Consider the following 22,083-nt stretch of genomic DNA (forward strand, 5'->3'; position numbering starts at 1 on the left):
GGGTATCATGAAAGATAGAAATAAAGAACGGCCATTGCATAGACAAAAATGTCTGCAATGGCCGTTTTGTTTTCATTATACGAATAGATCTTTTTCTACTTTCCCGCCTTTGATAACAACTTGGATATTGCTATTCTCGGCTAAGGAGTGGATGTCTTCTAACGGATTACCTTTCACAACAATAATATCTGCAAGTTTTCCAGTTTCGAGCGTTCCTACTTGCTGTTCCCATCCTAAACATTCTGCGGCTGTCTTTGTCGAAGCGATGATTGCTTCCATCGGCGTCATTCCGGCATCCGCCATTAAACCTAATTCGCGGAGGTTTGTTCCGTGTTTCATGACCCCGGCATCAGTTCCCATTGCGATTTTAACGCCTGCCTTATGGGCTTTGGCGAAGCTTTCTATATGATGATGAATGACTTCTTTCGATTTTTGGACCGCTGTATCCGGCATCCCGGTTTCAGCCGCTGTTTCCAAAACGGCTACTGGAGCTAAAAGTGTTGGAACGAGGAATGTTCCATTTTCCAACATCAGTTCAATTGCTTCATCGTCAATGAAAATACCGTGTTCGATGGAGTGTACTCCTGCACGGACTGCATTCTTAATCCCTTCGGCACCTTGGGCGTGCGCCATTACTTTGACGCCTTTCCGGAAACGTCCTTCTTCGACAATGACCTTCAATTCTTCCAATGAAAATTGAGTGAATTCCGGATGGTCGGTTGCGCTTAATACGCCGCCTGTTGCATGTACTTTGATTACTTCTGCACCAGCACGCAACATTTCACGAGTTTTCTTACGCACTTCCTCGATTCCGTCACAAACGCCATTCGGCATGCCTGGATATGGGGAGGGCAAAATGTCCAGTACATTTCCGGAAACCGTATAGCCGTCTCCATGTCCGCCTGTAATCGTTAATGCGTTGATGCTTAGCTGCATGCGGGGACCTGGAATGAGTCCATCCTCTACAGCCTTCTTAACACCTAAATCCGTACCAAGAGCGTCCCTTACAGAAGTGATGCCAGCTTCCAACGTTGTTTTCAAATATTGGGCCGCTTTATAGTACATGAATGAAAAAGGTGTTGCCAATCGTTCTTGAACTGGTGAGAACTCCATCATCATATGGACGTGTGTGTCAATAAAGCCAGGAAGAATCGTCCCTCCAGCCGCGTCGATGATTGTTTCATCGCCAGATGCAGTATAGCTCGCTTCGTCGCCGATATATACGATGCGCTCTCCTTCAACTACGATAATTTGACCGTCTTTAGGTTCTCCGCCATTCCCATCAATTAGCAATCCGTTTTTCACAATTGTTTTTGTCATTAGAAACCCTCCAAAATTATAAAGTTTGTACTAAAATTCCTGCAATAACGACCGATGCGACTGTAACCGTCGTGAAGCCGCCAATCAGCATCGGTGCTAATAACTCATTAAATATGATTTTTGCTTCCTTTTCATTCCGTGCAATACTCCGGCTTACTTCGTCACATAGTATATAATCACCTGGAAAACCGAATAAAGCGGTCAATGCGACAGGCATCCCTTTATACGGGTGCCATTTGACAAGTTTCGACATGAGGAAGCCGCCGATGGAAATACCAACTGTTCCTATGACGAGGATAAGGATAATGCTCGGCAAGTTGCTAATTACTTGGGAAGGTGTGACGCCAGCCATCGATCCAATAACGACAAAGATGATACCGATCATCGTAATTGTGAAAGAGTTGGCCTTTTCGAGCGTTTTCGGTTCGAAAATACCGAGTTTCAAACCGACAACCCCGATAGCGAGACACCAAAGGGTATAGTGGATAGGCGTCACCGTTCCAAGTGCTACCCCTATAGAGGCTCCAACAAAGACGTAAAATAATTTCAGTGTCGTACTGGATTTAAAGGGACCTTGTTTCTTATCCTTTTGTTCAGCCTTCAACGTTTCCTCTTCAGATACCATCGGGATAAAAGAACCGTTATCCAAATCATTTTGGATTTTTACTGCGTACTTTCTCATGAAATTCATTGCCAAAGGCATTCCCAGTACTCCTTGGAAGGCGACGATTAAAGCAGGGATAATAATCAGACTAGTGAGCCCGATTTCAGCAAGCTTATCCGAAGTGATGATCAAAGCAATGATACCGCCACTAATCGGACCAACTCCCGCTACTGCCGTTGGATAATCAAATATCAGTGGAATGATCAACAAAATGAGGATCCCTGAGAAAATGACGCCGCCCAAAGCGATAATGACGGCTTTGTACTGACTCTTGAGCAATGAAAAGGGGATCATCGTCCCCATATGCAAGATGGCAGGGCCAATCAAAATGGCGCCGAGGGCAGGGAAAGTAGACTTATCCAAAATATCTTTCGGAAAAATACCTGTCCAAACGAGGAAAAGAAATCCTACCATCGCAGTGAGCAGCATTGGAATTCTTGCCCTTGTAATAATGGACAGCCACTCACCTAAAGCGATTAATGCAAAGACGCAGGTTGTTGCGATAACAGGATTACTTAACATGATGACTCCCCCTAAGCTGCTGTTTAATAATCTTCTGACAAGCCAATTAGTTACTTGGCCGTCTTAAGTGATATCCAATATATCAGTGGAAAAATGTTTTGTAAATAGTATTTTGACGATTTATAATATTTATTTATTATGAAAGCGTATTCATTCCCTTTACTAAAAGCATTCATTTATTTTTAAAATTTGATTGCTTTAAAGAATTGAATAGCCGTCTGTGACTTTTAGTAAAAGAAATAGTGTCGATTCTGTAATACTTATAGCTTATATAGAATATAAGGGTATTCAAGACTAATAAAATATGTTATTATAATTTAAAGATAATTCGGATTACATTCCGATGAGAGAAGCGGGGTATTCATATGAGAAAGTTTAATATTGTTTGGATTATGATGGTGGGGGCATGTTTGCTGATGCTTGTCGGCTATAATGATCAAACAAAGAGAGTGCATAATCCAGATATGGTCAGTATTGCTCATAGGGGTGCATCCGGTTTTGCGCCAGAAAATACCCGTTCAGCTTTTTCTAAAGGAGTGGAACTGCAGGCAGACTATTTGGAGTGCGACATCCACCTTTCAAAAGATGGAGAGCTCATTATTATGCATGATGAAAAAATTGACCGTACAACGAGTGGAAGCGGATTCATAAAGGACTATACATTGGCAGAACTGAGAGAGTTGGATGCGGGGAGTTCTTTTAGCGAAGAGTTCCAAGGCGAGCAAATCATGACGCTCAACGAGTTATTGGATGAATTTTATGAGCAAATTGGTTTATTGATTGAATTGAAGTATCCGGAAAATTATCCTGGGATTGAAGAGCGTGTCGTTTCATTATTAAAGAACTATGAAGATTTAAGCTCTATCATCATTCAGTCATTTGACGTTGACTCTATGAAGAAAATACATACGATGCTGCCTGAGTTGGAAGTGGCAGTGCTTGTACATCCATCCGAATCAATCTTATCAGCGAAAAAATTAGATGAGCTTACTTCATTTGCATCCTATATCAATTTCAATGTCTCCTTTTTAAATAAGCGGATGGTAGATAAAGTACATGAGCGTGGCGGGAAAGTGTTTGTCTGGTCAAAAAAGGATAAGAAATTAGTTGCCAAAGCGCAAAAGTACGGAGTAGATGGAATTATATCTGACTTCACCAAATGGCCGATTGACGAACCGATTTACCTCGTACAAGAATAAGAGAAGCAGCAAAAACCGGGAGCAATTCTACCCGGTTTTTTTATGCTTAATGGAGTGAATGTTTTATAGTATGATAGAAGGATTGGAGGAGATTTATGATGAAAAATGACAACATGAATAGGGAAATTTGCCCTGCACTTTTGGCGAAGGGGGCAGTGAAAGATGATCATACACATTTTATATGAAGATAATCATTTGCTTGTCGTAGAAAAGCCTGTCAATTTGCCCGTGCAAGCAGATGAAAGCGGGGATGCTGATCTGCTTACCTTATTGAAAGAGGATTTGAAAAAACGTTATCAAAAGCCTGGAAATGTCTATTTAGGTCTTGTCCATCGGCTTGACCGTCCCGTTGGGGGCGTTTTAGTATTTGCAAAAACATCGAAGGCGGCATCCCGACTGTCGGATGTGTTGAGAAAAAGGGAAATGGAGCGCACCTATCTTGCTGTTGTGCGTGGCACATTAGATAACCATGGTATATTGGAACATCATTTATGGAAAGATACAAAAAAGAATAAAGTACACGCTGTTAAACGTGATCATCCAAATGCAAAAAAAGCGATCCTTCATTATGAAACGTTGGAAAGGAAAGACGGCTTAAGTCTATTGTCCATCCGTTTACATACGGGAAGGTCTCATCAAATACGCGTTCAATTATCCACTGTAGGTGCCCCGCTGTACGGCGATCAAAAATATGGTGAACATGTGAATAAGCCGGGGCAGCAAATTGCTCTTTGGGCACACACGCTTGAATTTCCTCATCCTACTACGAAGAAACGGATGAAGTTTGAATCGATTCCACCGTTAATGCACCCATGGCATATTTGGGAACACAGAAATATGGAAGCTACGACGGTGCGATAATTGGCGAAGCAGGCCATCGGGTTTATTGACATCGAAATTCAGGACCCCTACACTTAGAATGAGAAAAAGTAAGTTGGAGGAAATCATGACAAACCACTCGTTTATCCCGATTATTGTCGGAACCGATATCAATGCATACAATATGGCGATTTCATTTCACGAAGCGTATGGAATCCACCCCATCCTAGTCGGGAAAGAACCATTATCTTTTACAAGTCTGAGCACGATACCTTCAGCGATCGAGTTGAATTCTAAGCTTGGGGAGAAGGAAGTATTCCCGGTGTTTTTAAAACAGGTTGCGGATAAATATAAAACTTCCGGTAAAAAACTGTTGCTCGTCGGAACGAATGATTTATATGTCCGCCTCATCATCGAGAACCGTGAGGCCTTGTCAAAAGACTTTGTGTTCAATTATATCGACGAACCATTAATGAATAATCTTTTAGTGAAGAAAAACTTCTATCAGCTATGCAATGAGCATGGAATCGACACACCAGCGACCTATTTTTACTCATGTGAAAAGGACGACCGCTTCACGGAAGAGGTCATGTTCCCGGTCATCATTAAGCCAAGCAACGGTGTCCAGTATTACAAACATCCATTTGCAGGAATGCAAAAAGTATATAAAGTCGATTCATATGAAGAAATCCAACAAGTTATCAACACGATTAAGCAAAGTGGATATAAGGATGATTTGATCATCCAAGATTTCATTCCAGGTGACGATACATATATGTGGGATTCCGTTTTTTACATTAACAGCAAAGGCAATACAGAGCTGATCACTTTCGGACAGGTCGTCCTGCAAGAACATACTTTGACGGCAATCGGCAACTACACAGCAGTCATCACGAGATATAATGAAGAGATGATGTTGAAGCTGAAGGGGTTCCTAGAAGCGGTCAATTATGTCGGCTACGCGAACTTTGACTTGAAATACGATCACCGCGACGGTAAGTTCAAAGTGTTTGAAGTAAATATCCGCCAAGGAAGGTCAAGTTATTACATCACTTCCTGCGGCCATAATATGGCGAAGAATTTTGTAGATGATCTCATTTATAATGTCGAAAAGCCGTTAACCTTATTGGATGAGAAATTTCTTTTTACAGTCGTCCCGAAAATGGTCTTAACGAAATTTGTCGACAATGAAAAAATCCGTAAAGAGATTAAAAAGTTGCTAGTCGCTGGGAAATACGCAAATCCATTGTTTTATAAAAGGGATAAAAGCTTCAAGAGAAAACTTTATCTCTTCCTTAGACAAATCAATTATTACCGTAAATATAAAAACAATCGTTGGTCATGAATAAATTCAACTGCATTTTGCAGTTGGATTTTTTTTACAAAGTTTAGGGTTTTCTTGAAGGTGGAATAGATAAGTGAATAGCTTTGGGAGGAATTCACATCATGAGGAAACAGAATAGCCAACAATTAGATATGAAAAGAAATAAAATCATAGAAAGACTTGTGAATGAAGGTATTTTCAAAATCAATGGCAAACAATTATACGAACTTTCTTTTTATGAATTGATGAAACAGTATACAATGAAAATAGAGTGAATTGACTGGGGGTATATGGTTGAACGGGAAATTACAAAAATACCGTAGTGAATGGCTGGAGGAAGTAACGATCCGGCAGATGCAGCAACGAATGTCGTCAGACGAAATTAGTTCAGAAGAACTTGTGATCATGTATTTACAAATCATTTCGGAACGGAATGAGAATATCAATGCCGTTCTTGAAATCAATCCGCAAGCGCTTCAAACTGCTCGCGCACTTGATGAGGAACGCCGTTGTGGAAAAATAAGATCGCTATTACACGGTATACCGATTCTGTTAAAGGATAATATGGATACGTCGGATGGCATGCATACAAGCTGCGGTTCATTGGCGATGAAGGATTTTTACGCAAGGGAAGATGCATTTCTTGTAAAGAAATTACGTCGTGCGGGAGCTGTAATCCTCGGGAAAACGAATATGACGGAATGGGCGAATTTCATGTCAGACCGGATGAGAAATGGTTGGAGTTCACGTGGAGGACAAGTGAACAATCCATACGGGCTTTTTGACGTTGGCGGCTCCAGTTCAGGAGCGGCTGCCGCAATCGCTGCCAACATGGCTGCTGTTTCGATTGGTACGGAAACAAGTGGATCGATTATTAATCCATCTGCACAAAATGCACTTGTAGGGATCAAACCCACTGTTGGGTCAATTAGCAGAAGCGGAATTATTCCATTATCATTCACACAGGACACACCAGGCCCGATCGCAAGGACTGTGGAAGACGCCGCCATTACATTCGGGCTCATGATCGGGTATGACGACAAAGATCCGGTTACAAAAGGAGCCGAACGTTTTGCCGGAATTGACTGGTTGTCTTTGTTGAATAAAAACGCGCTTGCAGGCAAAAGAATCGGTGTTTCCCGTTCGATTTTTGAACGGGAAATTTCGACCGAAAGGAAATCGCAATTCGAGGCAGCCCTTAATCATATGAAAACGCTCGGAGCTGTAATCGTCGATGACATCGATTTAGGAACGATGGAAGACGATCTAGGCTACGATGTGCTTTTATATGAATTTAAAACTGCATTGAATGAATACCTTGGGAAAACACCGATGACAAACCCGATACGGACCATTTCCGATATTATTGAATTCAATAAAGTACATGCGGAAGAAACGCTCAAATATGGTCAAGTCATGTTGGAAAAGGTAGATCGTACAAGCGGGACATTGACGGAGCCTGCCTATATTGAAGCATTATTGCGGAACCGTCATTTAGCAGGGGAATTGGCACTTGACCGGGCTTTCGATGAACACCGCATCGATATGCTTGTATTCCCGCAAGACCATGGGTGCAGCTTCAGCGCCGCCGCAGGGTATCCGGCAATCACCGTTCCTGCATCCTTTACGGAAGAGGGAGAGCCTTTTTGCATTACGCTATGTGGCCGTGCATTTTCTGAGCCGGAATTGATAGGATATGCCTATGCGTTTGAACAAAAGTCAAAAGCAAGAAGAAAGCCATGATACTTAAAATAAGTTGAAATGAAATGGAATTCGGTCCATTATGAGATAAGGAATAAGGAAAGCGGGGATGAGAATGTCCTTCTTGGAAAAAATGGACGATGTGTTTAAAGAAAAATGGAAATTTGAACAGGAAACACCAATACAGTCAAAAATGATTCCTGAATTGCTAAACGGCAAAGACGTTGTAGCTGAATCACCGACAGGTACTGGAAAGACATTGGCTTATGTATTGCCGATTCTGCAACAAGTCGACGGGAATAAAATGCAGACGCAAGCGTTGATTATGGCGCCTTCTCAAGAACTATCCATGCAGATTGTAAATGTCATTCGTGAATGGGTGGAAGGTACAAGCATTACGGTTACCCAATTAATTGGCGGAGCGAATATGCAGAGGCAAATCGAACGACTAAAGAAAAAGCCGACAATCGTCGTTGGGACACCGGGACGCTTAGTTGAACTAGTTAAAGCGAAACGGTTGAAAATGAGCGATATACGGCATATCGTCTTGGACGAAGGCGATCAGCTCCTGTCACGCGAATACCGGGTCATCGTTAAAAACTTGATCGAAGCTGCTAATACAGACCGCCAAGTAACTGTCGTATCGGCGACAATTACGGATGAGATTGAAATCGTCGCAAAAAAACTGATGAACGACCCTATCCGTTTACAAGTCTCTGTCGATGATATGCCAATGTCAGGCAAGGTGGTACATTCCTACGTTAAAACGGAAGCCCGTAATAAAACAGACTTGCTACGCGGCCTATCCCATCTGCCGAATATTAGGGCGCTTGCTTTCATGAACAATGTTGACCAGCTTCGCATGAAGGAATTGAAGCTGCAATATAACGAAGCGCCGATTGCCGTCCTTTATTCATCAATGAAGAAATTCGAACGGCAAGAAACATTGGAGAGCTTTCGAAAAGGAGATATCCGCATTTTAATTGCAACAGATCTTGCGGCTCGAGGATTAGATATCCAAGGGTTGAGTCATGTCATCCATGTTGATGTCCCACATACGATCGAACAGTATTTGCACCGTTCAGGACGCACTGGACGTGCGGGTGAGGATGGGGAAGTACTGACACTGCTTTCCTATCCAGAAGAGCGGACATACCGAAAACTCGCGAAGGATTTCAAGCCTGTTCAAAAGGTATGGTACAAAGGCCAACTGACCGAAGGTAATTCCAAAACGGTCGGCACTCAAAATGTGACGAAAAAACCGAAACCAAAGAAAAAATGAAAAAGCAATGGCGCCCGTTTGTCTAATGGGGTGCCATTGCTTTTTTATGTTTTTGTTTTCATCTAGCTCCGCGCGCCAGAGGCGACAGGCGCCCTATGCTTTTGTTTATAGTTGGGTCAAAATGATCGGTTCATCTTTTGTCACGATGATCGTATGCTCAATTTGAGCGACGAGGGATTTGTCTGGTGTGACGAACGTCCAACCGTCTCCAAGCTCGATAATATGTTCGGCTTTTTCAGAGATGAACGGTTCAACCGCCAGCACCATGCCTTCTTTCATCAAGGTTTTATCCCATGCATCATAATAGTTTAGAACATGTTGCGGCTCCTCATGCAAAGAAGTTCCAATTCCGTGGCCGGTCAAGTTTTTGATGACCTTCAGTCCATGATCCTTCGCTTCCCGTTCAACGGCTTTGCCGATCTGATTCAAACTGGAGCCTGCTTTGACTTTCATCATAGCGCGGTCAAATGCACTTTTGGCAACGTCGCAAAGCAACTGTTTTTTCTCGTCAGCCGTACCGGCGATGAATGAAATGCCAGTGTCTGCGAAGTAGCCGCCATAAGAACCCGACACGTCAATATTGACTAAGTCGCCGTCTTTGATGACACGAGTCCCAGGAATTCCGTGTGCGACTTCATGATTAACGCTAATGCATGTATATCCCGGGAATTCATACTGATCGATCGGAGCCGAAACAGCACCACGCTCAGCAAAAAGTCTTCCTCCGAGTTCATCCAGTTCCTTAGTTGTAATGCCAGGCACAGTCGCTTCTTTCATAGCTTCACGAATCTCAGCAACAATGCGGCCGATCTTTTTCAACGCTTCAATTTCTTCATTATTTTTAACAATCATCGTTTACAGGTCCCTTCTTCGAAACGTACTTTTCCATCTGATTATATCATAACTATTCTATCCTAGAAGCGTGTGTGCTTATGAATGGAAAATGCTCACTTTAACACTTTTACGCCCTGATATACATTCCAAATGACGACGAATAAAAATAGAAGTCCATAGATGAGCATGAACAGAAAAGGAGCCAATCCCCAAAAGTCGAATTGTCCAGTGAGCATCGTATGGATTCTTGATTCGTACGAAACAATCGAAAATGAAAATAGGATAAAACCGGCGATTAGCAATACGACAGGTGCAAGATGTGAAATTAGCGAACGTTTCGCATGCCCCTTCACCTCATGATCATCCGTTACAAAATAGACGATGCCAGGTAAAAGAAGAGGAGAAAAGAATATGCTGAAGTAGCATAGTGCGGATAGAATTTTATTATTAGACATCGGCAAACCTCCTATAGTTCTAGATTTTGTTATACAACTCTATTGGGTTCTAGGGCACACTTTGTTGATTGGAGCGGAAGGCGGCGACTCCTGCGAAAGCCGTTACGAAGAACGGCTTTTGCGAGCACAAGCGCAGCGTTGCGAGCAGGTATTGTTAGGCGGATGCCTTAATTTCTGCAAAAGGCGCAGAAATACGGCAAATCGAACTCTTCGTGGTTCGATTGGCTGAAGTCATGCCCGCGGAAAGCGTCCGCCTGGAGCGGAAATCAACAGTATTATCCATATTCTGAAAAGCTTATAGAATCATCTTGCTATTATGTACTTTACAGTATACAATATATACGACAATTGAATTACACGACCACAAGGGGTGCCTTCATTGGCTGAGATTGGACATTGTCCGGACCCTTCGAACCTGTAAGTTCATGCTTGCGTAGGGATGTGGATGGAAACTGACATGTATAACGATGTCTCGGTTCTATCCGGGATGTCGTTTTTTGTTGTAAAGAAAAAATGGGTCTGCTTTAAACGTAACCTGGAATGCTACTATTTAAACTCCAAGTGCCTATGCAACCTTATTTTCTACCCTATCCCTCCGACAAAAAAGAGGAGGAGTTTCAAATGGATCGCAAACGTCTACAGTTTTTATTGGAAGTTGCTATTTTAGGAGCATTATCATTTGTGTTAGATAATTTGACACTATTCAAAATGCCCCAAGGTGGATCCGTCACCTTATCTATGCTGCCGATTATCTTAATGGCATACCGCTGGGGACTTGCAGGAGGCTTACTAACCGGTTTCATTACGGGTCTTCTTCAAGCGGTGATAGGGGGCTATATCATTCATCCGGTACAAGGTTTCCTGGACTACTTTTTTGCATATACGGTTGTTGGATTTGCCGCGTCTACACATGGCTGGCTGATGAAAAGCAAGTCGGCGGGACGGAAGGGCTCAATGGCTGCCGCAATTATTACAGGGACCGTTCTAGGGGGCCTTCTTAGATATTTAGCCCACTTCATAGGTGGTATGGTCTTTTTCGCCGATGCAGCCGGAGATCAGCCGGCCTGGTTATACTCATTAGGATATAATGGTTCTTATATGATTCCATCCATTATATTGTGCGCCGCAGCTGCGGTTGTTTTATTCACATCCAGTCCACGACTCATTCAAAGGGTATAAAAAAGAGCAGGTGCATGTTAACTTCATGCGCCTACTCTTTTTTTGTGTTCAATCCGTCTTCCGGAAAACAAGAAGATGGACGCAATGATAACGGCTGATAAGAAAATAGCCGCTGCTGATATAAAGAGTTCGTCCGTTCCATTCTTCACAGCAATTCCGATGAATGCCCAAACAAATACGAGATTCATTACATAATCCCGATAATGGTACATAAAATGTAAAGCGAATGCTGTGGAAATCGTTAAATAGATTACCGTCCAAAGAGGATCGCTTAATCCAATCCCTGACCAATCATGAATCATCAATGTATAACTGATATTAGAAATCGTAAAAATGACTGCCCATCCTATTAGCAAGCTGAATGGTATTCTTCCGAGCAATCGATTTTCCCGTTTCGGAAAAGAGAAATAAAAAATGAGTAATCCGAGAAGAAGTGCAACTTGGATAACAACTGTCCAATTAAACAAACCGCCATGCCAAAGAAAAATCCATGCAATATGCAATAGGCAGCATAGTATAAATAGGACAAAGAGGCCGTTCTGAAAACGAAAACTCCTCTTTCGGCTCATTTTATTGAAGTTCCAAATCCAATTGAAAAGCAGAACGAAAATTACGCCACTAAGTAAAAACACATAATTGGCCGGGATGAATAGAACCGGCAATCTATTTGCAATCTCCCCAGTTGTGTATCCGTTTAATGAGAAAAAGTTTGCGATTACATTCAAGATAATGACTGTGACTAAAGAAAGGGTCATCATGATAATTCTAAACATAGTAAGTCCTCCCTTTGAACAGTATACAGAGGAAATGGGATTCGTGCGAAGGAAAGTATGAAATTTCCGTCACAAATCCATTATTTCGAATTCCGAAGATTCATGTTATACTTGTTTCGAAGCATTATAAAAATTTTCTAAATGATTAGGGGGACCATTCATTGACTACTACAAAAACATATTCACAAGTATGGGATTTGGACGTATTTTTTAAAGGCGGAAGTGACTCAGCAGAGCTTCGCACACATTTGGATGCTGTCAAAGATCAACTAGGCGCATTGGAAGAACTGGCAGCAAATGCCCAAACTCCAACATCTATTAATGATGCTGATAAAGTCCTCCAGCTGATTGATGAAATTAAAAACACAGGAAAAAATTTAAGAGAAGCGGGAGCGGTCATCGGTTGTTTCCTCGCAGCAAATATTAAAGACAAAAAAGCACTCGTTCTACAGTCTGAAATGGGGTCAATGGGTGCGCGATTCTCCACTGCAATTTTAAAAATACAACAAACAATCACGAAAGCGGACGATTCAGTGTGGAAGGAATTATTGGCAACTGAACAGTTAACCCAATTTACATTTGTGTTAAACGAATGGCGGGAACAAGTGAAATTGAAGTTATCTGAAGAGGAAGAGAGTCTTATTACGGCATTAAGCGTTGACGGCTATCAAGGGTGGGGACAACTTTACGATCAATTGGTTGGAGACATTCAAATTCAAATGACGGTGGATGGGGAAGAGAAGGCGCTATCTGTCGGCCAGGCGAATAACTTAAGTTCTCACGCGGATGTTGCAGTACGTAAGGAAGCGTTTGAAAAACTTGAAGAAGCTTGGACTGCAAAAGAAGACTTCTTTGCTTCCACATTGAATCATTTGGCGGGCTTCCGTTTAGCAATCTATGAAAAACGCGGATGGGATTCGGTACTTATGGAGCCATTGATGCGCAACCGAATGAGCCAAGAAACGTTAGATGCAATGTGGGGGGCTATCAGTGCGAATAAAGCTCCTTTCGCGGAATATTTGAATAGAAAAGCGCAAATGCTAGGAAATGAAAATATGAATTGGTATGATTTGGACGCACCTGTCACGTCTTCAACAAAGAAAATGTCCTACCAGGAAGGTGCTGAGTTCATTCTTGAACATTTCGGCAAGTTTGGTCCTGAATTAGAGGCCTTTTCCCGTAAGGCGTTTGAAGATAGCTGGATTGAGGCGGAAGATCGTGCCGACAAACGTCCTGGGGGCTTCTGTACGGGTATGCCAGTATCCGAGCAATCTCGAATTTTCATGACATATAGCGGTTCTATGTCGAATGTTGCCACATTAGCTCATGAGCTTGGTCATGCTTTCCATTCGTATGCATTGCGTCCGGTACACTACATGAATCGACAATATGCGATGGGCGTTGCAGAAACAGCTTCCACATTTGCAGAAATGATCGTTGCGGATGCTTCCGTCAAGTCAGCTGAATCAGAAGAAGAAAAACTTGCATTGCTTGAAGATAAAATCCAACGCAGTGTAGCATTCTTCATGAACATCCATTCACGCTTCCTTTTTGAAACACGTTTTTATGAAGAGCGTAAAAATGGCGTTGTCCCGGCATCTAGACTGAATGAGTTAATGGTTGAGGCTCAAAAAGAGGGTTATGCAGGAGCACTTGATACAACTCATCCACATTTCTGGGCTTCTAAGCTGCATTTCTATATTACTGGGACGCCGTTCTATAACTTCCCGTATACATTCGGTTACTTATTCTCTTTGAGCATCTATGCAAAGGCGCTTACGGAAGGTGAATCGTTTGAAGAGAAATATATGGCGCTTTTACGCGACACTGCAATCATGTCCGTTGAAGATTTGGCGATGAAGCATCTGGGCGAAGATATTACAAAAGAAGAATTCTGGGCAAAAGGTGTAGCATTATGTGTAAAAGATGTCGAAGAGTTTTTGAAAATAGCTTCTAAAGAAAGGTGAAGGAGTATTGATTCTGCTTGAAGGCCGAACTTGTTATTTACGTGTGCTGACAGAAGAAGACGCCGTAATTTTCACTGAAATGCTTATTGCCAATAAAGAATATTGGACGGTGTTTGAGCCGCGGCATGAATCGAGCTATTATACGGTGGCTGTCCAGCGCGATAAAATAAGGGAATCTATTTATCAAATGAGGGATCGGCGGGAATACAATTTTGGAATTTTTGATGCCGATACAAGCAGGCTAGTGGGACATATTTCGCTATACAGCATTAAAAGACTTCCTTTTTCAAGCGGCTTTGTCGGATACTCGATTGATGAGAGGGAAACGGGCAGAGGGCTTGCGACAGAAGCGGTCAAGATTGTTACAAAGTTCGCCTTTGAGACCGTCTCATTGCATCGGGTGGAGGCATTTGTATCCCCCCGTAATACAGGCTCTGTAAGAGTGCTTGAAAATGCCGGGTTTGTACGGGAAGGATTACTGAGAAAGCTGCTTTACATTAACGGCGTATGGGAAGATCATTTTATGTACGCCAGCTTGGCTGAGGATTATTGAAAGGGTAAGGCCGCCTGGCGGAAAATAGCTGCAAAAGTAAAAAGCCGATTCTTCTAAATGAAGAATCGGCTTTTTATCTTTTTATATCTGTCGCCTGTATCAGGCGCCCTTCGCTTTTGTTGTCGTCTAGCTCCGGGCGCCAGCTGCTCGGGTCGCTTCGCTTTTATTTTGTCTATTTCCCGGGAAATGCGTTGTCAGTTTTCGTCGATAAATTCGTATCCGTTTGTGATAATATCCAACTGACCTGTATCCGGATGGGCTACTAGGCCGTGCACTGGAACTTTTCGGTCCATAAGAGGGTGATTTCTCACTTGATCTACACTGCTTTTGACACTTTCTGTAACGTCGTTAAAGCCTCGTAGCCAATCCTTCATATCGATTCCGGAGTATTTCAACGTATTAAATAGATTTTTGTCAATTCCACGTTCGACCATGCTGCCGATAATGGTTTTCGTGTCGATTGAGCTCATTCCACAATCATGATGACCGATAATGTAAACTTCGTCGGCTTGTAATTCATAGACAGCGATTAGAATGCTACGCATAACGCTGCCAAAAGGATGAGTTACAATGGCACCAGCACTTTTAATAATTTTCGCATCACCGTTTCGCAAGTTCATTGCTTTCGGCAGTAATTCAATAAGTCTCGTATCCATGCATGTAAGAATAACGATCCTTTTGTCGGGGAATTTCGTAGTTGCGTATTCTTTAAATTGTTCTTTTTGTACAAAGTCCTTATTAAAATCAATGATATCAGATAAGATTGTCATGAAAGCGCCTCCATAGTTACAGTTTAGAATAGTTTACAAAACAATAAAAGAGTTGCCAAGTGGCAACTCTTTTTTATTTTACGTCCGGCTTTGGATCGACTCTCTCTGCATCAGAAGAATCCAATGCCTTTCCAAGGAAGTGCATTGTAAATAAAGCTGCTATTCCTAGGACAATAGCATAGCCAATAACTGTAGTGTACATCAAGCCCATAGTGAGACCCCTCTCTACAATGAAAGTTTAATATACATTCATTATACTACAAATCTGAAATAATTAAAGACCGGAATAAAATGTATTTATTAATTGTGTCGAAAATTAGAATGCCCAGTTACCGTTGCGGAAGACAGGTTCAATCGTTCCATCTGCCAAGACACCATCAATGTCCATCTCTGCAGAACCGATCATGAAGTCAACGTGAGTGATGCTTTGGTTCAGACCGTTTTTTTCCATTTCCTCAGAAGTCATTGTTTTACCGCCTTCTAAGCAGAAGGAATAAGCACTGCCGATTGCAAGGTGATTGGATGCATTTTCATCGAATAGTGTATTGTAAAATAGAAGCCCCGACTCGGAAATTGGCGAAGCATGTGGAACAAGCGCCACTTCACCTAAATGTCTTGCGCCTTCATCCGTATCAATCAGTTGCTGAAGAACTTCTTCCCCTTGCCCTGCACTAATTTCTGTAATCCGGCCGTCTTCGAATGTAACTGTGAAATCATCAATAATATTTCCGCCATAGCTAAGCGGTTTCGTGTTTTTGACATAACCGTTGACACCATTTTTATGTGGAACTGTGAATACTTCCTCCGTAGGCATGTTCGCCATGAATGCGTTTCCATCGACATTTACGCTGCCGCCTCCGCACCAAATATGCCCTTTAGGCAAGTCGATTGTCAAATTAGTACCTGGAGCTTTGTATTGCAATGTTGTATACGCCTTTTTATTCAAATAATCTGCTTTGGAATTCAACGTTTCATCCAGTTCTTTCCATGCTGCGACAGGGTCGGCTTGGTCTGCACGAACTGCTGCAAAGATCGCTTCCCAAAGTGCAGGGACTTGTTCACCTTCTTCGAGATTCGGGAACATTTTCGCTGCCCAAGCTTTTGAAGGAGCTGCGATGACGGACCAGCTGAAACGGTCTGCCTGCATCATTTTCCGGTAATTGCTAAGCGCTTTGCCGGCAGCCTTTTGGGCATCCGCAATGCGGGAAGAATCGACACCTTTTAATAGGTCAGGACTTTGAGAAACGATACTGACAAATGCGGCTCCGCTTTCAGCCAATTTCTCACGCTCCATCACTTTCCATTCAGGGAAGTCAGAGAATGACTCGGCCGGTGCTTTTTCATAACGCAATTTTGTTAATTCATCGTCAGCCCAGTCAACGATGACATTACGTGCTCCTAAAGAATATGCTTTATCCGCCACTTTCCTTACAAGCTCAAGCGCTTCGATGGATGCGCTTATGTAAAGTGTTTGTTTTTTTTGGATATTCGATCCGATTTCTACGATTAAACTTGCGTAATTTTCTAACTTCTGTTCAAATGTTAACATTCAAAAAACCTCCTTTATTCATATGTATTTAATAGTACTCCAGTGTGATAAAACAGGCAAAGGAAAATATTTTTAACAATTGAGTAATGAAGATAATGCCCATAGGATTGTAGCGTAATTTCGGTTAATATATTTATATTTATTATCAATGAATACTAAAGAACCGTTGGATTATGTCGAAATAAGAAGAAGTAGACTGGAAGACTTGGAGGTACTAATATGGATTTTTCAACCGTTTTTGGACTTATCCTTGGTTTAGTGGCGCTTTTTGTCGGTATGGCGATGAAAGGTGTAACCCCGGATAGTTTAATGAATATGGCCGCAATTCTCATTATCATTTTCGGTACGATAGCCTCGGTCGTCATTGCATTCCCTATGAAGGAAATCAAACGTGTACCTAAATTGTTTGGCATCCTTTTCAAAGAACAGCGAATGACATCGGATTCGGACTTGATTCGCATGTTTTCTGGATGGGCGGACATCGCAAGACGTGAAGGCTTATTGTCGCTTGAAGCGAAAGCGGATGAGATTACAGATCCGTTCCTTAAAAATGGGCTTGGACTTGCAATTGATGGGCAAAACGCAGATTATATCCGCGACGTCCTGACGGAAGAAGTGGACGCCATGGAAGATCGACATTCAGCAGGCGCACTTATCTTTTCGCAGGCAGGGACCTATGCCCCGACACTTGGTGTATTGGGAGCGGTTGTCGGCTTGATTGCGGCGCTTAAGAACATGAACGACATTGAGGCGCTTGGACATGCGATCTCTGCTGCGTTTATTGCAACATTGTTGGGGATTTTCACAGGATATGTCCTTTGGCATCCATTTGCCAATAAATTAAAACGTAAGTCGAAAGAAGAAGTTCGTCAGAAGATGATGATGATCGAAGGAATTTTGTCAGTCCTTGAAGGCGAGGCTCCGAGAGTAATCGAACAAAAACTGGCTTCTTATTTATCGATGGAAGAACGTCGAAAGCTCGCTGCTAAAAATACTACGGGCGACAAGGAGGCGGGACAGGTTGTCGAGGAAACGTAAGAAAAAACGGGATGATGGCCATGTGGATGAATCCTGGCTTTTGCCATATTCGGACTTACTCACATTGCTCTTAGCTTTATTTATCGTCTTATTCGCGTCAAGTTCGATAGACGAAAGTAAGTTCAGCCAGATTTCTTCTGTGTTCAATCAAATTTTTGATGGTGGGACAGGCGTAATGGATAATAGCGCCCCAACCACTGTTCCTGTTCCGAAGGACTCTTCTGGTGAGGAAAATGAAAGTTCCTCTTATTTGGAGGACCAGCAGTCCCTTGAAGAAATCCAAGATCGGCTGGATGAATATATAGCGGTGCATGAACTGGAAAATCAATTTCAAACGAAGTTGACGGAAGAGGGATTATTGATCACGATTCGAGATAGTATTTTATTTGAATCGGGGAAAGCAACGATTAAACCTCAGTATTCCAATTTAGCTAGGGATATCGCTAATTTACTTGTTTTTGAAAAACCAAGACAAATTGTTGTGACTGGCCATACGGATAATGTGCCGATCAATAGCTCGGAATTCCCGTCAAATTGGGAGCTTAGCATGATGAGGGCCATTAACTTTTTAAAGATATTGGTCGGAACGAATGATCTGGATCCAAAATTATTCAGTGTGAAGGGGTATGGTGAAAACCAACCTGTTGCAACAAATGACACAGTTGAAGGACGAAGCAAGAACCGACGTGTAGAAGTACTCGTACAGCCGCTCGTCCTTAAAGATGGGTCTTCGGTTGAATAGGTTAATATGAAAAGCCGATGCTTCAGGATTATCCTGTAGCACCGGCTTTTTTACTGTCTAGCTTCAGAGCTAAACGGCTCCCTACGCTTTTCTAAGTGACCCAAGTTCAGCGGCTATGGCTTGCATTTCATTCGGAGTGATTGTTTCTCTCTTCATGACCATCTCATACATGTAAACCAAGTCTTCGTACTGTTCTGTATCGAAGTTATCCGCCTTCATGGCGTCTACGTTTACCATTCTCAGTTTCTCTTTGATCTTATCAATCATATACGAAACATTTTCTGCAGTTGGTTGAGTCAAATCCATTTCGTCGTCCGCCCTTCATTAGATTCGGACTTATCATTGCATTAATCGGCTGTAGTGTCAACCGGTCTACCGAGCTTTTCGGCTTCTTTTTCTTCTGCAATCTTCGCTTTGAAACGCTTAGTTTCCATAACGATAACACCAGACAATCCAAGAAGGCCGATCAAGTTAGGAATCGCCATCAAGCCGTTCAATACGTCAGCAAGTAGCCAAACGACGTCAAGGGATACGATAGCGCCTACCATGATGAATGCTACGAACGCAATACGATAACCTAGTACTGCACCGTTTTTAGGGAAGAGGTATTGGAAGCACTTTTCACCATAATAGCCCCAACCTAAAATTGTGGATGTTGCAAAGAAAACGATACCGATCGCAACGATGATTGGTCCCGCACCGCCTAGGAATTCACCGAAAGCTTGTGCAGTCAATGCACCTGCGTCAATCGATTTGTCTTTCCATTGTCCTGACATGACGATTGTTACTCCTGTAATTGAGCAAATAATAAGCGTATCAAATAATACCTGTGTCATAGAAATGAGTGCTTGGCGGCCGGGCATATCCGTTTTTGCAGCAGCTGCTGCAATAGGTGCCGAACCAAGACCAGCTTCGTTGGAGAAAAGGCCACGAGCAACACCAAAGCGGATTACCGCACCGATTGCTCCACCAGCAGCGGCCTGGCCTGTAAACGCGTCGCTGAAGATTAATCCGAATGCTGCAGGGACAAGGTCAAAGTTCATGACCATTACGATTGCTCCCGCAATGAAATAGAAAAGTGCCATGATCGGAACGAAGAATGCTGTAACCCGGCCGATCGCTTTGATGCCGCCTAAGATGACGAGTCCACCGAAGATGAGAAGTGCTACTCCAGAAATCCAATGCGGTACATTGAATGTACTGTTCATAACGTCTGCTACAGCTTTCGATTGTGTACCGTTACCGATACCGAATGCTGCAAGTGCACCGAATATAGCAAACATGACTCCAAGCCATTTTTGTTTCAAACCGTGTTCCAAATAATACATCGGTCCTCCGGCCATTTGACCTTTGGAGTCCTTGACGCGGTATTTGACAGCTAGGATGGCTTCCCCATATTTCGTAGCCATTCCAAAGAAACCTGCGAGCCACATCCAGAAAATCGCCCCTGGACCGCCCATGTAAACGGCAGTTGCGACCCCAACGATGTTACCGACCCCGACGGTTGCAGCCATCGCAGTCATTAAAGCTTGGAACTGTGTAATGTCGCCATCCGCTTTTTTATTATGCTTACGGGAAAAAACTTGTTTTAATGAATACGGCAATAACCGCACTTGAATAAATCCGAGCCTTACTGTTAAAAAGATACCCGTTCCTACTAGTAGAACAAGAAGAGGTGGTCCCCATATAAATCCACTCGCCTTGTCCAAAAAGCCAGTAATTGCTTCCATCCTACTACCCCCTAGTTTTTAGTCTGTTTCTAGTTCCGAGACCTTAAAACAACTTCCCATTTCCGTCTATCGACTCCCTTTCAAGCCACTATCTAATAGATTGGATTATTTTGAATATGGATAGTGTTATTGTTAATATTCCGAAACTTTCTATCATTAGTCAAGACCTATTTTAAGAAATCCCCAATATTGTTTGTTTTTCGGCTCTCCGGGTATAATAATACATGCAAAGTAGAATGATATTGGAGGGTTTTACGTGGGAAACAGTAAATTTGGAAGGTTTATCATACTAGGGGCAATTTTAGGTGGAGCTGTTAGCATGTTCGATAAAGGTACACGTCAACATGTCGTGAAAAAAACGAATGATATGACTTCACAGGTAAACTATTATTCAAAAAATCCGGATGTCTTAAAGCAAAAACTTCAACAACAGAAAGATAAGTACTTGTCCATTTATGAACAATTTTCTGGAGATGCTGCGTATATTAAAAGCCAGGTTGAGGAATTGAAAACACTGACTCCTCAAGTGAAAGATCTAGTTGTAGATACAAAGGAAGCATTTAATGATTCGAAAGAAGAATACAAAGAAATTGTGAATGAGGCGAAAGAGGATATAGACATAAAAAAGATATAAGCATCGGAAGGAGTGAGTCTAATGTGAACAACAACGACAAGTCGATTCCGAAAAAAGAAAACGAACAGCAAGGAAAAGAAAAAGAAGGATTCATGAAAGACTCGGAAATCATGAGATTCTTGGATGATGTAAAAGACGGTGATTTGGAAAAGTTCGATGTTACAACGGCAAAAGGGTTTTGGAAAGAGTTGCTTGTAAGAATCAAGAATGTGGATATTACAGGCTTGGGGTCGCAACTGGCCTTCTTTTTCCTATTGTCTTTATTTCCCCTATTAATCTTCTTGATAACGCTATTGCCATTTCTGAATCTTGATGAGTCACAAGTATTCCTGTTCATCCGCGATTATGCTCCAGCTAGTGTTTACACCCTTATACATGACACGCTAGAAGAGATATTAAAAAATCGGAATGGGGGACTCTTGTCCATTGGGGCTTTGGCGACAATCTGGTCAGCTTCCAAAGGGATGAACGCCTTAACGAAAGCTTTGAATAGATCCTATAATGTCGAGGAAACACGGTCATTTATTATGGCTAGGGCAATGTCTGTAGTCTTTACAGTGGCATTGATCGCTGTGCTGGTTATCGCGCTTCTCCTTCCTGTATTCGGCGAACAGATTGGATCTTTGGCTTTCTCTTACTTTGGAATGGAAGAAGGATTCGTGAAATTATGGGGAAGCTTACGTTGGATTATCCCACCAATATTGATCTTCATCGTTTTTTCAGCGATCTATTGGGCCGTCCCCAATTTGAAGGTCCGCTTGAAAAGTGCAATACCTGGCGCGTTGTTCGCTACGGTCGGTTGGATACTTACGTCTCTTGCATTCTCATTTTACGTAGGTAGTTTCGCAAACTATTCAAAAACATATGGTAGTATTGGAGCAATCATTGTTTTAATGATGTGGCTTTATTTCTCCGCTATCATTTTAATGCTTGGCGGGCAACTGAACGCTGTTATGACAGAGAGGAAACAGGCGTTAGTGGCGAAAGAAAAGAGCAATGCGGTCAGTTGACGCATTGCTCTTTTTTAA

The 22,083-nt window shown here is 42.4% G+C and carries 23 protein-coding genes and 1 riboswitch; of the genes, 13 read left to right on the forward strand and 10 right to left on the reverse strand.

The window, feature by feature from the left end; all coding sequences use genetic code 11:
* Positions 1–75: 75 nt before the first annotated feature.
* Positions 76–1,320: a metal-dependent hydrolase family protein gene (locus tag SLU01_RS16165; RefSeq protein ID WP_147060249.1), complete on the reverse strand. Its 1,245-nt coding sequence runs from the start codon at positions 1,318–1,320 to the stop codon at positions 76–78.
* 16 nt (positions 1,321–1,336) lie between these two features.
* A complete protein-coding gene (locus SLU01_RS16170; RefSeq protein ID WP_147060251.1) occupies positions 1,337–2,506 on the reverse strand; it encodes a hypothetical protein in 1,170 nt (389 codons plus the stop codon).
* A gap of 365 nt (positions 2,507–2,871) precedes the next feature.
* On the opposite strand from SLU01_RS16170, the gene SLU01_RS16175 reads away from it, so the two are divergent.
* From SLU01_RS16175 to SLU01_RS16200, 6 genes are all read left to right on the forward strand, one after another.
* Complete coding sequence (locus SLU01_RS16175; protein ID WP_147060253.1) at positions 2,872–3,705, forward strand: glycerophosphodiester phosphodiesterase; 834 nt, start codon at positions 2,872–2,874, stop codon at positions 3,703–3,705.
* A 162-nt stretch (positions 3,706–3,867) separates the two neighbouring features.
* On the forward strand, positions 3,868–4,566 hold the full coding sequence (locus tag SLU01_RS16180) for an RluA family pseudouridine synthase (protein WP_147060255.1): 699 nt from the start codon (positions 3,868–3,870) through the stop codon (positions 4,564–4,566).
* 85 nt (positions 4,567–4,651) lie between these two features.
* Positions 4,652–5,869 (forward strand): carboxylate--amine ligase, encoded by a 1,218-nt coding sequence (locus SLU01_RS16185; RefSeq protein WP_147060286.1) that lies wholly within the window; start codon positions 4,652–4,654, stop codon positions 5,867–5,869.
* A 101-nt stretch (positions 5,870–5,970) separates the two neighbouring features.
* Positions 5,971–6,123, forward strand: a complete 153-nt coding sequence (locus tag SLU01_RS16190; RefSeq protein ID WP_147060256.1) for a Fur-regulated basic protein FbpA — start codon at positions 5,971–5,973, stop codon at positions 6,121–6,123.
* A 19-nt stretch (positions 6,124–6,142) separates the two neighbouring features.
* Entirely contained in the window at positions 6,143–7,591 is a 1,449-nt protein-coding gene (locus SLU01_RS16195) for an amidase family protein (RefSeq protein ID WP_281288408.1), read from the forward strand.
* A gap of 73 nt (positions 7,592–7,664) precedes the next feature.
* The gene (locus SLU01_RS16200) at positions 7,665–8,831 is read left to right on the forward strand and encodes a DEAD/DEAH box helicase (protein ID WP_147060258.1); all 1,167 of its coding nucleotides are present in this window, start codon (positions 7,665–7,667) and stop codon (positions 8,829–8,831) included.
* Between the two features lie 105 nt (positions 8,832–8,936).
* On the opposite strand, the gene map is transcribed toward SLU01_RS16200, so the two are convergent.
* Positions 8,937–9,683, reverse strand: a complete 747-nt coding sequence (map, locus tag SLU01_RS16205; protein WP_147060260.1) for a type I methionyl aminopeptidase — start codon at positions 9,681–9,683, stop codon at positions 8,937–8,939.
* Positions 9,684–9,778: 95 nt separating this feature from the next.
* Entirely contained in the window at positions 9,779–10,120 is a 342-nt protein-coding gene (locus SLU01_RS16210; protein WP_147060262.1) for a magnetosome magnetite crystal formation protein family, read from the reverse strand.
* A gap of 356 nt (positions 10,121–10,476) precedes the next feature.
* Positions 10,477–10,577: riboswitch (TPP riboswitch) on the forward strand.
* Between the two features lie 164 nt (positions 10,578–10,741).
* Here SLU01_RS16210 and thiT point away from each other — a divergent pair.
* A complete protein-coding gene (gene thiT, locus SLU01_RS16215) occupies positions 10,742–11,299 on the forward strand; it encodes an energy-coupled thiamine transporter ThiT (RefSeq protein ID WP_147060264.1) in 558 nt (185 codons plus the stop codon).
* A 23-nt stretch (positions 11,300–11,322) separates the two neighbouring features.
* On the opposite strand, the gene SLU01_RS16220 is transcribed toward thiT, so the two are convergent.
* Entirely contained in the window at positions 11,323–12,072 is a 750-nt protein-coding gene (locus tag SLU01_RS16220; RefSeq protein ID WP_147060266.1) for a TspO-related membrane protein, read from the reverse strand.
* 161 nt (positions 12,073–12,233) lie between these two features.
* On the opposite strand from SLU01_RS16220, the gene SLU01_RS16225 reads away from it, so the two are divergent.
* Entirely contained in the window at positions 12,234–14,039 is a 1,806-nt protein-coding gene (locus tag SLU01_RS16225) for a M3 family oligoendopeptidase (RefSeq protein ID WP_147060268.1), read from the forward strand.
* A gap of 7 nt (positions 14,040–14,046) precedes the next feature.
* Positions 14,047–14,592, forward strand: a complete 546-nt coding sequence (locus SLU01_RS16230; RefSeq protein ID WP_170232735.1) for a GNAT family N-acetyltransferase — start codon at positions 14,047–14,049, stop codon at positions 14,590–14,592.
* A 194-nt stretch (positions 14,593–14,786) separates the two neighbouring features.
* Here SLU01_RS16230 and SLU01_RS16235 read toward each other — a convergent pair whose 3' ends face one another.
* From SLU01_RS16235 to SLU01_RS16240, 3 genes are all read right to left on the reverse strand, one after another.
* Entirely contained in the window at positions 14,787–15,362 is a 576-nt protein-coding gene (locus SLU01_RS16235; RefSeq protein WP_147060270.1) for a beta-class carbonic anhydrase, read from the reverse strand.
* Positions 15,363–15,435: 73 nt separating this feature from the next.
* Positions 15,436–15,573, reverse strand: a complete 138-nt coding sequence (locus SLU01_RS18055; protein WP_170232736.1) for a hypothetical protein — start codon at positions 15,571–15,573, stop codon at positions 15,436–15,438.
* 105 nt (positions 15,574–15,678) lie between these two features.
* Positions 15,679–16,911 (reverse strand): aminopeptidase, encoded by a 1,233-nt coding sequence (locus SLU01_RS16240; protein ID WP_147060272.1) that lies wholly within the window; start codon positions 16,909–16,911, stop codon positions 15,679–15,681.
* A gap of 219 nt (positions 16,912–17,130) precedes the next feature.
* Between SLU01_RS16240 and motA the strand changes: the two genes are divergently transcribed.
* Positions 17,131–17,949, forward strand: coding sequence for a flagellar motor stator protein MotA (gene motA / locus SLU01_RS16245; protein WP_147060274.1), 819 nt, complete (start codon positions 17,131–17,133; stop codon positions 17,947–17,949).
* Positions 17,933–18,691: a flagellar motor protein MotB gene (gene motB, locus SLU01_RS16250; protein ID WP_147060276.1), complete on the forward strand. Its 759-nt coding sequence runs from the start codon at positions 17,933–17,935 to the stop codon at positions 18,689–18,691. The genes motA and motB overlap by 17 nt, the downstream gene beginning before the upstream one ends.
* A gap of 81 nt (positions 18,692–18,772) precedes the next feature.
* Here the strand turns inward: motB and SLU01_RS16255 are convergent, their stop codons facing one another.
* Positions 18,773–18,997: a DUF1128 domain-containing protein gene (locus SLU01_RS16255; RefSeq protein WP_147060278.1), complete on the reverse strand. Its 225-nt coding sequence runs from the start codon at positions 18,995–18,997 to the stop codon at positions 18,773–18,775.
* Between the two features lie 41 nt (positions 18,998–19,038).
* Positions 19,039–20,421 (reverse strand): alanine/glycine:cation symporter family protein, encoded by a 1,383-nt coding sequence (locus SLU01_RS16260; RefSeq protein ID WP_147060280.1) that lies wholly within the window; start codon positions 20,419–20,421, stop codon positions 19,039–19,041.
* Between the two features lie 256 nt (positions 20,422–20,677).
* Here SLU01_RS16260 and SLU01_RS16265 point away from each other — a divergent pair, with 256 nt between their 5' ends.
* On the forward strand, positions 20,678–21,055 hold the full coding sequence (locus tag SLU01_RS16265; RefSeq protein WP_147060282.1) for a YtxH domain-containing protein: 378 nt from the start codon (positions 20,678–20,680) through the stop codon (positions 21,053–21,055).
* Positions 21,056–21,078: 23 nt separating this feature from the next.
* Entirely contained in the window at positions 21,079–22,065 is a 987-nt protein-coding gene (locus tag SLU01_RS16270; protein WP_308507746.1) for a YihY/virulence factor BrkB family protein, read from the forward strand.
* Positions 22,066–22,083 lie beyond the last annotated feature (18 nt).

It is taken from the genome of Sporosarcina luteola, assembly GCF_007991495.1.
Lineage (GTDB): Bacteria > Bacillota > Bacilli > Bacillales_A > Planococcaceae > Sporosarcina > Sporosarcina luteola.